The 12678-nt window shown below is 73.8% G+C and carries 10 protein-coding genes; 1 reads left to right on the forward strand and 9 read right to left on the reverse strand.

The window, feature by feature from the left end:
- Positions 1 to 110: 110 nt before the first annotated feature.
- From ACPYO6_RS07250 to ACPYO6_RS07285, 8 genes are all read right to left on the reverse strand, one after another.
- Entirely contained in the window at positions 111 to 848 is a 738-nt protein-coding gene (locus tag ACPYO6_RS07250) for a hypothetical protein (RefSeq protein ID WP_425714184.1), read from the reverse strand.
- Positions 849 to 956: 108 nt separating this feature from the next.
- The gene (locus tag ACPYO6_RS07255; protein WP_425714185.1) at positions 957 to 1847 is read right to left on the reverse strand and encodes a hypothetical protein; all 891 of its coding nucleotides are present in this window, start codon (positions 1845 to 1847) and stop codon (positions 957 to 959) included.
- 263 nt (positions 1848 to 2110) lie between these two features.
- On the reverse strand, positions 2111 to 3481 hold the full coding sequence (coaE, locus tag ACPYO6_RS07260) for a dephospho-CoA kinase (protein ID WP_425714186.1): 1371 nt from the start codon (positions 3479 to 3481) through the stop codon (positions 2111 to 2113).
- A 94-nt stretch (positions 3482 to 3575) separates the two neighbouring features.
- Positions 3576 to 4175 (reverse strand): pyroglutamyl-peptidase I, encoded by a 600-nt coding sequence (locus tag ACPYO6_RS07265; RefSeq protein WP_425714187.1) that lies wholly within the window; start codon positions 4173 to 4175, stop codon positions 3576 to 3578.
- Positions 4176 to 4249: 74 nt separating this feature from the next.
- Positions 4250 to 4873, reverse strand: coding sequence for a hypothetical protein (locus tag ACPYO6_RS07270; protein WP_425714188.1), 624 nt, complete (start codon positions 4871 to 4873; stop codon positions 4250 to 4252).
- Between the two features lie 179 nt (positions 4874 to 5052).
- Positions 5053 to 6537 carry a 30S ribosomal protein S1 gene (gene rpsA / locus ACPYO6_RS07275; RefSeq protein WP_425714189.1) on the reverse strand — a complete coding sequence of 495 codons (1485 nt, stop codon included), beginning with the start codon at positions 6535 to 6537 and terminating at the stop codon, positions 5053 to 5055.
- A gap of 231 nt (positions 6538 to 6768) precedes the next feature.
- Positions 6769 to 8511 carry a hypothetical protein gene (locus ACPYO6_RS07280; RefSeq protein ID WP_425714190.1) on the reverse strand — a complete coding sequence of 581 codons (1743 nt, stop codon included), beginning with the start codon at positions 8509 to 8511 and terminating at the stop codon, positions 6769 to 6771.
- A 7-nt stretch (positions 8512 to 8518) separates the two neighbouring features.
- Positions 8519 to 8965, reverse strand: coding sequence for a hypothetical protein (locus tag ACPYO6_RS07285; protein ID WP_425714191.1), 447 nt, complete (start codon positions 8963 to 8965; stop codon positions 8519 to 8521).
- Positions 8966 to 9087: 122 nt separating this feature from the next.
- On the opposite strand from ACPYO6_RS07285, the gene ACPYO6_RS07290 reads away from it, so the two are divergent.
- Entirely contained in the window at positions 9088 to 9903 is an 816-nt protein-coding gene (locus ACPYO6_RS07290) for a class I SAM-dependent methyltransferase (RefSeq protein WP_425714192.1), read from the forward strand.
- Positions 9904 to 9908: 5 nt separating this feature from the next.
- Here ACPYO6_RS07290 and polA read toward each other — a convergent pair whose 3' ends face one another.
- A complete protein-coding gene (polA, locus tag ACPYO6_RS07295; RefSeq protein ID WP_425714193.1) occupies positions 9909 to 12617 on the reverse strand; it encodes a DNA polymerase I in 2709 nt (902 codons plus the stop codon).
- Positions 12618 to 12678: the final 61 nt, after the last annotated feature.

Below are 12678 nucleotides of genomic sequence, written 5' to 3' on the forward strand. Positions count from 1 at the left end.
TCTTTTTCGTCGTCCCGTCCACAACAGCGAGGGCGCCCTCTGCGGGAACACGCTCCCGCCGCCGTGGGCGCGGGCCGTGCGGGCCCGACGCGGGCGATGTCCCGTGCGGGTCAGACCTCGCGCATGTCCTCGGGGACGTGGGCGATGAGGACGTCGTAGACGCTCTCGTCGAGCTCGGCGTCGCCGGCGCTCCCTGCGATGGTCGTCCCGGTCGTCATGTCCCCGACCTGCCAGACGTACATCTCGACGTCGGTCTCGTCGGGCGGTCCGTCGATGTCGGAGCCCGCGGGCAGGCCGAGCTCGACGAGCTCCGCGCGGATCTCGTCCCCCGTGCCCGGGTCGAGCTCGATGGTCTCCTCGACCTCTGCCTGCTGCTCCGCGGTGTCGCCGTAGAGGTAGGCGATCGAGTCGCCCTGGAGGGTGACGACCTCGGCGTAGGTCGCGTCGCCCTCGGGGATCATGTGCGCCGTCATCACCATGTGCTCGGCCGTGATCTCGGTGAGGGGCTCGCCGACCGGCGGCGCCTCGGCCCCGGTGTCGGCACCCGTGTCACCGTCGGACCCGATCTCGGGCGTGCCCCCGGACTCGGTCTCCCCGGAGCCGCCCGCGGCGCCGTCGGAACCGGTCTCGGTGTCGCCGGCCGCGGCGGAGTCCGACTCGGAGCTCTGCGGCGCCTGGTCCGCGTCGTCGGAGCCGGACTCCGCGTCGTCCTGCGTGTCGGTCTCCGAGGTCGAGGGCTCGGTGGGCTCCTCGGACTCCTCCTCGCCGCCGCAGGCGGACAGGACGAGGCCGAGGGCGGCGACCGCCGCCGTCGTCGTCAGTGCGCGTCGTGCTCGGGTCGTTCGCATGGTGCTACCTCCGTGTGTTGGGGGTCGTGGGTCGGCGCCGTCGGCAGGAGCCGGGCGCGCCGCGGCGGCCGGCACCGAGGTGCCGGCCGCCGCGTGCGGTCAGGAGGGTCAGCTCAGGCCGACCGACGTGGTGCCACCAGAGCTGCCGTAGCTGTTGACGGCGATGACGATCGGCTCGACGCTCTCACCCGGGAGGGTGATGAGCGAGTTGAGGCTGTCGCCGCCGTCGTCGTCCTCGTAGGCGGTGTGCGTGGACGGGATGAACGCCCACAGGACCGAGTCCATGTCACCGTTGGTCGCGATGGACTCGTTACCGGTGGCCAGCTCGCCGATGGCGAGGGTCGCGGCGGAGCCCGAGACCTCGATGTTGGCGGTGCCGCCCGCCGGGATCACCGTGGTGCCCGAGAGCACCTCGACCTGGTACTGCGCGGCGTCGCCGCCGAACTCGGAGATGTCGATCGTGTAGCTGCCGGGCTCGAGGACCTGCGTGATCGCGGGGTCGAGGCTGCCCTGGTCGAAGCTGAAGATGTCGGCGTACCCGTAGGTGTCGTCGATCCCCGTGTCGATGCCGCCGCCGGTGATGCCCATCTGCAGGTCGCCGCCGTCGTTCGAGGTGGCGCCGATCGCGACGGCCGCGCGCTCGGTGACCTCGAGGGTGAGGGTGGCGGAGCCGCCGGCGGGGACCTGTCCGGTGAGCTCGCCCGAGACGTTGACTCCTTCGCCGCCGCCGCTCGCGGGCGGCGCCTCCGTGGTCGGCTCCTCGGTCGTCGGGGGCTCCTCCGTGGTCGGGGGCTCCTCCGTGGTCGGGGGCTCCTCCGTGGTCGGGGGCGCCTCGGTGGTGGGCGGGGTGTCGGTGGTCGGGGCCTCCGTCGACGGCGGGGCCGGCGGCTCCCCCGTGGGGGCGATCGGGCCGGAATCGCTGCAAGCGGCGATTCCGGAGGCGGCCAGGAGGACGATTCCGGCGGCCGCCGCACGGCGGCGGTTCATGGAGATGCTCATGTGCTTCTCTCTCTGTCTCGAGGCGGGTGCGCCTGCGTGGATGGTAGGGGCGTCCGGCTCCCGGGCGGCTCAACGTCCGTGATCCGTGTGGCGGCGGTCCGCACCCGCGAATCCTCGCGGGCCGAACCTTCCGTCTGCCACTGGTTGAAAGGTAGGGCGAAGCAGGCGCCCCGGACGGCACTTTCGACGGGGAGGGCACCCCACCCCATCCGGTCCGGTCCTGTGACCAGGCGCGACGCTATGACGCACAGCGAACACGCCGGTCACGCGGCGTCCGGGTCCCGCAGGTCGAGGTCGGGTTCCACGGGGTGGGTGGCGAGCCGCTCGGTGACGATCGCGGAGCCGTGGAGATCGAACCATGGCTCCTTCGCCTCCGCGTACCCGCCCGTGCGGGGGTCGTCCGCGTGGCTCCGAGCCATCGCCCGCTTCATCGTGGCGTAGTCCGACCGGACGTCGGGATCGTCGCGCAGGGCGTCCCGGAAGGCCAGCGCCCAGCGCCAGCCGGGCGATCCGGTCTCGCGCACGTGGAGGTTGACGGCCCGCCCGGGGTCGGCGTTCCGGTGGAACCGCTTGGGCCACGGTCGGTCGTCGGCCGGCGGGTGGGGGTGGTCCCAACCGTCCGCCTGGCGGGTGGGGAACCCGGCGCGGGCGAGCACGTCCGGCACACGGTCGTCCCCCAGGTCGTCGACGCCGACCTGGAGGTCGAGCACGTCCTTCGCCGCGAGGCCGGGCACGGCCGTCGACCCGATGTGCGAGACGTCCGCCGCCACCCCGGCCTGCTCGAGGGCCGCGCCGAGTCGCGCGACGAGTCGCGCACCCGTCGACGCCCAGAGCCGGCCGACGGTCGTGCCGCCGCCTGTGTCGAGCTCGGCGGGATCGCCGTGCTCGCGGTGATCACCGCGCTCCGTGGGAGATCCTGTCGAGGTGAGCTCGACGGGAGCGGCAGCACCCGCGAGGTCCGCGAGCTCCCCGGGCTCGCGCAGCACCGGGCCGCCGGAGCGCTCGGCGACCGTCCCCGTGCGGACGTTCTCCTCGTAGGGGCGCAGCCGCCCGTGCCAGGCCCGGCGCACATCCGCGACGAGCTCGTCCTCGGACCCCGTGTTGTCGAGCCACACGTCGGCGACGGCGCGCCGCTGCTCGTCCGTGGCCTGCGCGGCCACGCGGGCACGGGCCTGCTCGGCCGTCATCCCCCGGTGCTCGACCATCCGCCGGACCCGCAGTCCCTCGGGCGCGTGGACCACGAGGACGAGGTGGTACCGGTGCGCCACGTCGTTCTCGACGATGAGCGGGACGTCGTGCACGACGATCGCGCCGGGGTCCGCGTCGACCGCCTCGCGCTCGAGCCGCTCGTGCTCGGCGAGCACGAGCGGGTGGGTGATCTCGCCGAGGCGGCGCAGTGCGGCCGGGTCGGCGAACACGACGGCGCCGAGGGCCTCCCGGTCGAGGCTCCCGTCCGCGCGGAGCATCCCGCTCCCCCACTCCCGGGCGATCGCCGCGAGGCCGGGCGTGCCCGGCTCGACCACCTGGCGGGCGAGGACGTCGGCGTCGACGACGACGGCGCCGAGCCTGACGAGCTCGGCGGCCACGGTCGACTTCCCGGCGGCGATCCCCCCGGTGAGACCGACGCTCAGCACGCCCCGGCCCGTCCCGGCGTGTCCCGCCGACCGGGCGTCCAGCCGGGTCCGGGCCGATCGTTCCCCCGCGCGGCCGCGCGCGGACGTCCGAGGCTCACGGCGCGCCCGGGGTCAGCGCGGAGACGATCGCGCGCACGGCCCGCGTGGCGTCGCCGACCGGGAGGTGGCCGGCCGGCGGGAGGTGGACGAAGCCGGCGACCGTGTCGGCGCCCGCCTCCCGGGCGGCGTCGAGCGCGGTGTACAGGACCGCGTTGCAGACGAAGAGGCCCGCGCTCGCGGACGTGGTCGCCTCGACCCCTGCTCCGCGGGCCGCGGCGATCGCCGACCGCACGTCGATCGTCGCCAGGTGGGCGTCCGGACCGCCCGGGCGGACGGGGACGTCCACGGGTCTGTCGTCGTCGACGTCCGGGATCCGCGCGTCGACGAGGTTGACGCCGACCCGCTCGACGGTGAGGACGGTGCGGTCCTCGGCGAGCCCGAGCGCGAGCAGGACGACCGGCTCGTGCTCGGCCACGAGCTCGCGCACGCGGGCGGTGGCGCGGGCGAAGGAGGTGGGCAGGACCTCCGTGACGAGCCGGACGCCGGCGTCGACTCCCGGGTCGGCGCCGAGGGCGCGGACGACGTCGGCGCTCGGGTTCTCGGCGTGTGTCCCGAAGGGGCCGAAACCGGTGACGACGACGGTGCCGGAGGTCATCGGGCGGCCTCGCGGCAGGGACGGGCGAGGGCGGCGGTCACCCGGACAGGCTAGTGCTGCGGGAACGTCTCCCGTCAGCCCTCGTCGCTCGCGTTGTACTCCTCGATGGCGGACTCGCCCTCGGACCGGACCTCGGCCGGCACCTGGTCGAGCGCGATCTCGACGAGCTCGAAGATCGCGTCGTCGTCCCCGGTCACGGCCGAGTTGTAGCCGGTGCCGGACACGTGGGCGATGACGTACGAGCCGCCGACACCGCCGGACGAGTGGCTGTCGTCGTACCCGTCGCCGGTGTCCGCGGGGACCTCGAGCGCCTCCCAGGCCGCCATCACTTCCTCGAGGTCGCCCTCCTGCGCGTCGACGGTCTCGGTGAACCGGGGCTCGTCCTCGTAGCGGGAGCCGGCCGTGTACGTGATCCCGTCCGGGCCCACGGTCACCGTCTCCAGCGAGTCGTGCGGCGGCGGGACCGAGCCGGACAGGGACTCGACCTCGATCTCGAGGTCGGCCGGGTAGGCCGCGTCGACCTCGGGGTCGTCCGTCGGGTCGGTCACGGTGGGGTCCTCGGTGGGGCCGACCGGGTCGTCGCACGCCGCGAGGCCGGCGGCGAGCAGGACGACGGCGACGGCGGCGCGCGCGCGTCGTCCTCGGCCGGCAGTCGATCGCGTGGCGGACGGGACGGAGGTGGGGGCGTCGGTGTGCATGAGGGGTCCTCTCGGTGGCTGCTGCGGCGAGAGTAGTGCCTGGCCACGGCGCCGGGCGCCGCGGATGAGGGGTACCCCTGTCCGGTAGGCGCCGGGCCCGGGAACGCCGGACGCCCGGCCCCTCGTCAGGGAGCCGGGCGTCCGGTGACGGTCCGTCGGACCGCTGGTGCGTTCTCGGGTCAGTTGCCCGTGAGCTTCTCCCGCAGGGCGGCGAGAGCCTCGTCGGACGCGAGCGTGCCCGCGGCCTCGTCGGCCGGCGCGTCGGAGGAGTAGGACGCGGCGAGGTCGTCGCCACCGTCCACGACCTCGTCCGCGACGTCGTCGCCGGCCGCCTCGGCCTCGCGCGACGCCGCGATCTGCGCCTTGTGGGCCTCCCAGCGGGAGTGGGCGGCCGCGTAGTCGGCCTCCCAGGCCTCGCGCTGCGCCTCGAAGCCCTCGAGCCACTCGTTGGTCTCCGGGTCGAAGCCCTCGGGGTACTTGTAGTTTCCCTGCTCGTCGTAGTCGGTCGCCATGCCGTACAGCGAGGGGTCGAAGTCCTCGGAGTCCGGCTCGACACCCTCGTTGGCCTGCTTGAGCGAGAGCGAGATGCGGCGACGCTCGAGGTCGATGTCGATGACCTTGACGAAGAGCTCGTCACCGACCTTCGCGACCTGCTCCGGCACCTCGACGTGGCGCTGGGCCAGCTCGGAGATGTGGACGAGGCCCTCGATGCCGTCCTCGACGCGGACGAACGCACCGAACGGGACGAGCTTGGTGACCTTGCCGGGCACGACCTGGCCGATGGCGTGCGTGCGGGCGAAGGTCTGCCACGGGTCCTCCTGGGTCGCCTTGAGCGACAGGGAGACACGCTCGCGGTCCATGTCCACGTCGAGCACCTCGACGGTGACCTCCTGGCCGACCTCGACGACCTCGGACGGGTGGTCGATGTGCTTCCAGGACAGCTCGGAGACGTGCACGAGGCCGTCCACGCCGCCCAGGTCGACGAACGCACCGAAGTTGACGATCGAGGACACGACGCCGGGGCGGACCTGCCCCTTCTGCAGCGTGTTGAGGAAGTGCGAGCGGACCTCGGACTGGGTCTGCTCGAGCCAGGCACGGCGGGACAGGACCACGTTGTTGCGGTTCTTGTCCAGCTCGATGATCTTGGCCTCGATCTCCTTGTCCACGTAGGGCTGGAGGTCGCGGACGCGACGCATCTCGACGAGCGACGCCGGGAGGAAGCCGCGCAGGCCGATGTCGACGATCAGGCCGCCCTTGACCACCTCGATGACCTTGCCCGTGACGACGCCGTCCTCGTCCTTGATCTTCTCGATCGACGACCACGCGCGCTCGTACTGGGCCCGCTTCTTCGACAGCAGGAGGCGACCCTCCTTGTCCTCCTTCTGGAGGACGAGCGCCTCGATCTGGTCGCCCACGGCCACGACCTCGTCGGGGTCCACGTCGTGCTTGATGGACAGCTCGCGGGAGAGGATGACGCCCTCGGTCTTGTAACCGATGTCGAGCAGGACCTCGTCGCGGTCCACCTTGACGATGGTGCCCTCGACGATGTCCCCGTCGTTGAAGTACTTGATGGTCTTGTCGATCTCGGCGAGGAGCTCGTCCTCGGAGCCGATGTCGTTGATCGCGACCTGCGGGGTGGTCGGGGCGGGGGTGGTGGTGGTCATGTAGAGGGAAACTCCGATGCGGACAGGGATGATCGAGCGGACAGGGACTACGGCGGTTCTCGTGGGCCGCGCGTGCGCGCGGACAGACGGCGCCGACGTTGAATGGTACCCGCGCTCGCAAACCGGGACAAGCACGACGGCGCGGCGGCGTCACCTCGTGACGGGCCTCACGAGCGGTGGGTCGGCTCGACGGTACCTCCTCGACGGACGACGCACCGTGCGGCCGCCGGCTCACCAGTCGAGCCGGACGAGCTCCTCGCTCCCGTGCAGCACGACGGCGTCCCCGACCGGTTCGAGGTAGCCGGCGGACGGCGCACCCCACGTGTCGACGACCGCCGCCGTCCCGGGGTCGACGGCCACGAGGTCGCCGTCGTCGACCACGAGCGTGTCCCCGCGCTCGAGCACGCCCTCGGGGAACAGCTCCTCCCCGACGACGCCGACGACGTCGGAGCGGTCCGCGCTCAGCAGGTGCGTGTCCGGCTCCCCACGCACGAGGACGTGCTCGCCGGCGACCTCACCGCCCGGCTCGAGCGTGCCGGCGAACGTGTCGGTCACCCCGGGGTCGAGGAGGACGGAGTCGGCGCGGCCCGCCCCGAGGTCGTAGCGAAGGAGCCGCCGGTCGCCGTCGAGGACCAGCGGGACGACACGGGTGTCCGGGTCGAGAGCGGTGGTCGCCGCGAGCCGGTTGTGCGGGTCGCGCCACAGCTCGGTGCCGTCGACCTCCATGGCGACGATCCCGGCGCCCGGTTCGTTGCACCACATCGTCGACCCGTCGGTCGAGAAGCGGGTGCACGGCGGGGCGGTGACGAGCTCACCGGCACCGACGTCGACGATCGCCGTGCGCTGCCCCGCCCCGAGCGCGAGCACGGTCTCGGCGACGGGGCGCCAGCGGGGCCGGTCGATCAGCGCGTCACCGCGCTCCCCGGTGCCGCCGACGACGATCCGCTGGTCCCCGGCGAGCATGGCGTCGGAGACCTCGGGGCCGAGCTCGAGCGACCACGTCGGCTCGAGCGAGTCGGCGTCGTACCCGTGGAGGACGACGTCGGTGCCGCCGGCCGGCTGGTCGAGGACGACGAGCGTGTCGCCGAGGACGTAGAGGGAGGACAGGTAGCCCTCGATCTCGGCGGTGCCGGTCGACTCCCCCGTGGTCGGGTCGATGAGGTGCGCGGTCCACGCGGTGCCGAGCCCGTCGTCGTCGGTGCCCGTCGCCTCGAGGCACGCGAGGTCTCCGCCGGGTGCGGGGTTGCGCGCGCACAGCACGTGGCTGAGCGCGCGGGTCCAGGTGGGCTCCCCCGTGCCCGGGTCCACGCCGACGAGCTCCGCCTCGAGGGTCTCCGGGTCCTGGGCGACGACCGCCCACGCGCCGTCGGAGTCGAGCACCCCCTCGTCGTCGAAGGATCCGTCGACGTTGCCCCGCAGCTGCGCGTCCGCGAGATCGGACAGCGCCGCGACCTCCGCCTGCCACAGGACCGGGAAGTCCGTCGCCGCCGGGGAGGGCTCGTCCGCGGGGCCGCCGCCGGGCGGCGGGTCGGGGTCGGGCGACGTGCCGACGAGGGTGGAGAACGAGAGCGCGAGGCCGACGAGCAGAAGGACGACGACGAGCGCGAGCGTGACCGGCCCGTAGGTGCGGGTGCCGATCCGTACCCCGCGCATCGCGGGGTAGCGCGAGGCGTGCGGGGCGTCGGCGCGGAATCCCGACGGCCGGGTCGCGCGCTGCGGCCCGGAGGTGGTCGCCGGATCCGCGGGCCGGGCGGACGGATCATGGCCCGCGCCGGCGGGACTCGTCGGCCCGACCTCCGGCCGGTGTCGGCGCGTGAGCTGCTCGAAGCTGTCGAGCCGACCGGGCACGGGCGTCCGATCTCCTCCGTGCCCGGGCTCCTCGCGTTCGATCCCGTAGCCGCGCAGGTAGTGGTCCGAGGGCTCACGCCTCCGGTCGCGGCCCCCGGGCGGCGGCCGGAACCGCGCGTCACCCACGCCGGTCCTAGAGCGCGACCGCGACGCCGATGAGCGCGATCAGCACGGGCAGCCCGACGAAGAGCCCGACGTAGATGGCGATCGCCGCGACCGATGCCTTGTGCGCCCCACCGCGACCGGCGTCGGTGTCGGCCGGCGCGCGGCCGTAGTCGTTGCGCGGCCCGAGGTCGGGGCCGCCGAGGTTCTGGCCGCCGTAGGGCTGCTGCCCGCCGTAGGCCTGCCCGGCGTAGTTCTGGCCGCCGTAGTTCTGGCCGCCGTAGTTCTGGCCGGTGTAGCCCGGGTTGCCGTAGCTCTGCCCGCCGGACGGCTGCTGGGCCGCACCCGGGGAACCCGCGGAGGAGGGGTCGGCGCCGGAGAACTGCCCGCTGCGGCCGTGCTCGGGATACACCCCGCGCGCCTGGGGGTCCCCGTGCGCGTACGGGTCCTGCTCGTTCCATCCGTATCCGGTGCTCATGTCGCTCCCTGGTTCCGCGGGCGGGTGCCCTGCCAGGACGGTAGCGCCTCGCCGCACGGGTGATGCGTCGTCGGGACGTGGAGCGCTCCCCCGCCGTCGAGGGAGCGTGGGAGCATCGGCCGGTGAGCGGATCCGAGGGGCCCTGGTCGGGGTTTCGCGACGTCGACGGCGAGGCTGCGGCGCGGGCGAACGCGGCGGCCTGGTCCGCGGACGCGTCCGAGTACCTCGCCGAGCACGGCTCGACCCTCGGCGCGGCGGACCTCGTGTGGTGCCCGGAGGGCCTGCGGGAGGCCGACGCCCACCTGCTCGGGGACATCGAGGGGCTGCGTGGACGGCTCGTGGTCGAGGTCGGTGCCGGGGCGGCGCAGTGCTCGCGCTGGCTCACCGCGCAGGGGGTGCGGGCCCTCGCCACCGACGTCGCGGAGGGGATGCTGGCGGCGGCCCGCGACCTCGACCGGGCCACCGGGATCCGCACGCCGACCCTCCTGGCGGACGCCCGCGCCCTCCCTCTGCCCGACGCCTGCGCGGACGCCGTGTTCACCGCCTTCGGCGCGATCCCGTTCGTCCCCGACGCCCACCGCGTGCACGCCGAGGCGGCCCGCGTGCTGCGCCCGGGCGGCCGGTGGGTCGCCTCGGTCACCCACCCCGCGCGATGGATGTTCCCCGACGACCCGACGCTCGCGGGCACGACCGTCAGCCGCTCCTACTGGGACCGGCGGCCGTACGTCGAGACGGAGTCGGGGGCGGTGACCTACGCGGAGTTCCACCGCACGGTCGGCGACCACGTGCGCGACGTCGTCGCGGCGGGTCTGCGGGTGGTCGACATCGTCGAGCCCCGGTGGCCCGCGGGCCGGGACGTCGTGTGGGGCGGCTGGGGCCCCGAGCGCGGCGCGCTGGTGCCCGGCACCCTCGTCCTCGTGGCGGAGCGGCCCGCGTAGCCGGGTCAGTGGGCGGCGTCGCGCCAGCTTCGGCCCACGCCGACCGAGACGTCGAGCGGGACCGACAGCTCCGCCGCCTGACCCATGGTGTCGCGGACGACCTGCTCGACCTCCTCGCGCTCACCGGGGGCCACCTCGAGCACGAGCTCGTCGTGGACCTGGAGCAGCACGTCGGAGGCGAGGCCCCGCTGGGCGATCTCCGCGTCGAGCCGGATCATCGCCACCTTGATGATGTCGGCCGCCGAGCCCTGGATGGGCGCGTTGAGGGCGATGCGCTCGGCGAGCTCGCGGCGCTGCCGGTTGTCCGACGTGAGGTCGGGCAGGTAGCGACGCCGGCCGAGGATCGTCGCGGTGTACCCACGCGTCCGCGCCTCGTCCTGCACCCCGCGCAGGTAGTCACGGACCCCGCCGAACCGCTCGAAGTACCCCTCCATCAGGGAGCGCGCCTCCTCGACCTCGACGCCGAGCTGCTGGGAGAGCCCGAAGGCGCTGAGGCCGTAGGCCAGCCCGTAGCTCATCGCCTTGATGCGCCGGCGCTGCTCGGCCGTCACCGCGTCGACCTCGACGCCGAACACGCGCGAGGCGACGAACGCGTGCAGGTCCTCGCCCGAGCGGAACGCCTCGATGAGCGCCTCGTCCCCGGACAGGTGCGCCATGATCCGCATCTCGATCTGCGAGTAGTCGGCGGTCATGAGCGACTCCCCCGCGTCGCTGACGACGAACGCCTGCCGGATGCGCATCCCGTCCTCGCTGCGCACGGGCACGTTCTGCAGGTTGGGGTCCTTCGAGCTGAGCCGGCCCGTGGCGGCGACGGTCTGCTGGAAAGTGGTGCGGATCCGGCGGTCGTCCTGCACCTCCGCGCGCAGCCCGTCCACGGTCTGGCGCAGCTTGATCTGCTCGCGGTGCCGCAGGAGGGCCACGAGGAACGGGTGCTGCGTCTGCGCGAGGAGCCACTCGAGGGCGTCCGCGTTCGTCGTGTACCCGGTCTTCGTCTTCTTCGTCCGCGGCATGTCGAGCTGATCGAACAGGACCTCCTGGAGCTGCTTGGGACTCCCGAGGTTGACCTCCCGGTCGATCGCCTCGTAGGCGGCCGCGGCGGCGTCCTCGACCTGGGCGCCGAACTCCCCCGAGAGCCCGTCGAGGTAGTCGGTGTCCACCGCGATGCCCCGGTCCTCCATGCCCTGAAGCACGCGCTGCACCGGCAGCTCGAGGTCCGTGAGCAGCCCGGTGCCGCCGGCCTCCTCGAGCTCGCCCGTCAGTGACGGCACGAGGGCGAGGCTGGCATGGGCGCGCCGGGCGAGGGCCTCCTCGGCCGCCCCCTCCTCGAGGGAGAGGTCGAGCTCCCCCTGGGCGGCGCCCGACGCCGGGTCGAGGTCGAGGCCGAGGCGCTCCGTCGCCAGGTCGGCGAGCTCGAGGTGCCGGGCGTCCGGCCGGGCGATGTAGCCGGCCAGCGCCGGGTCGTAGGTCACGCCGGCGAGCTCGAGGCCGCCGCCCCGCAGCGCGTGCCAGGCCGCCTTGGCGTCGTGCACGGACTTGGGCGCGTCGGCGTCGGCGAGCCAGGCGCGCAGCGCGGCCTCGTCGTCGCCCGCGACCTCGGTGAGGTCGACGGTCACGGCGTGCGCGTCGGCGTCGGCGATCGCGAGGGACACCGCCTCGCCGCGGCCGGGCCGGCCCGATCCCTCGACGTACAGGCCGAGCCTGGCGCCCGCCCGGTCCGCGAGCCAGGCGCCGAGGCCGCCCTCCTCGGGACTGTCGACGACGAGGACGGGACCGTCGGGCTCGGGCGCCGTGCCGTCGTCCGGCAGGACGGCGAACAGCCGGGTGCGTAGCTCGGTGAACTCGAGCACGTCGAACAGGCGGGTGAGCTCGCCACGGTCCGGGTCCTCGGGCGGCAGGTCGGCGAGCGCGGCGCCGACGTCGGCGTCGGTGAGGAGGTGGTTGAGCTTCCGGTTCCGCAGGACGTCGGCGAGGTGCTCGCGGAGCGAGGCGCCCGCCTTGCCCGGCACCTCGTCGACCCGGGCGACGATGTTGTCGAGCCCGTCGAACTGGTTGATCCACTTGGCGGCGGTCTTGGGACCCACGCCGGGCACGCCCGGGAGGTTGTCGGCCGTCTCCCCGGTCAGGGCGGCGATCTCGGGGTAGCGGTGCGGCGGGACGCCGTACTTCTCCTCCACGGCGGCGGGCGTCATGCGGGCCACCGTCTTCACGCCCTTGATCGGGTAGAGCACGGTGACGCGGTCGTCGACCAGCTGGAACGCGTCGCGGTCGCCGGAGACGACGGACACGGTCATGCCGGCCGCCGACCCCTCGTGGGCGAGCGTGGCGAGAATGTCGTCCGCCTCGAGCCCGTCCTTCTCCAGGGTGGCGATGCCCGCGGCGCGCAGGACCTCGGCGATGAGCGGCACCTGGTCCTTGAACGCCTCCGGGGTGGCGTCGCGGCCGCCCTTGTAGTCGGCGTACTCCTCGTCCCGGAAGGTCGGCGCGTGCGTGTCGAAGGCAACGGCGACGTGCGTGGGCCGCTCGTCCGTCAGCAGGTTGATCATCATCGCGACGAAGCCGTAGATCGCGTTCGTGCTCTGCCCGGCGGAGTTGACGAACTTGTCAGCGGGCAGCGCGAAGAACGCGCGGAACGCCATCGAGTGCCCGTCGATGAGCAGGAGGCGCCCCTGCGTCGACTCGTGGGTCGTGCCGGCCTGGTCGGTGGTGTCGCTCACCCGGCCCAGCCTAGGTCCCCCCGCCGACGTCGACCTGCGCGGCGTGGACCTGGCCGCCGCA

It is taken from the genome of Georgenia sp. Z1344, assembly GCF_049856295.1.
Classification (GTDB): domain Bacteria; phylum Actinomycetota; class Actinomycetes; order Actinomycetales; family Actinomycetaceae; genus JB111.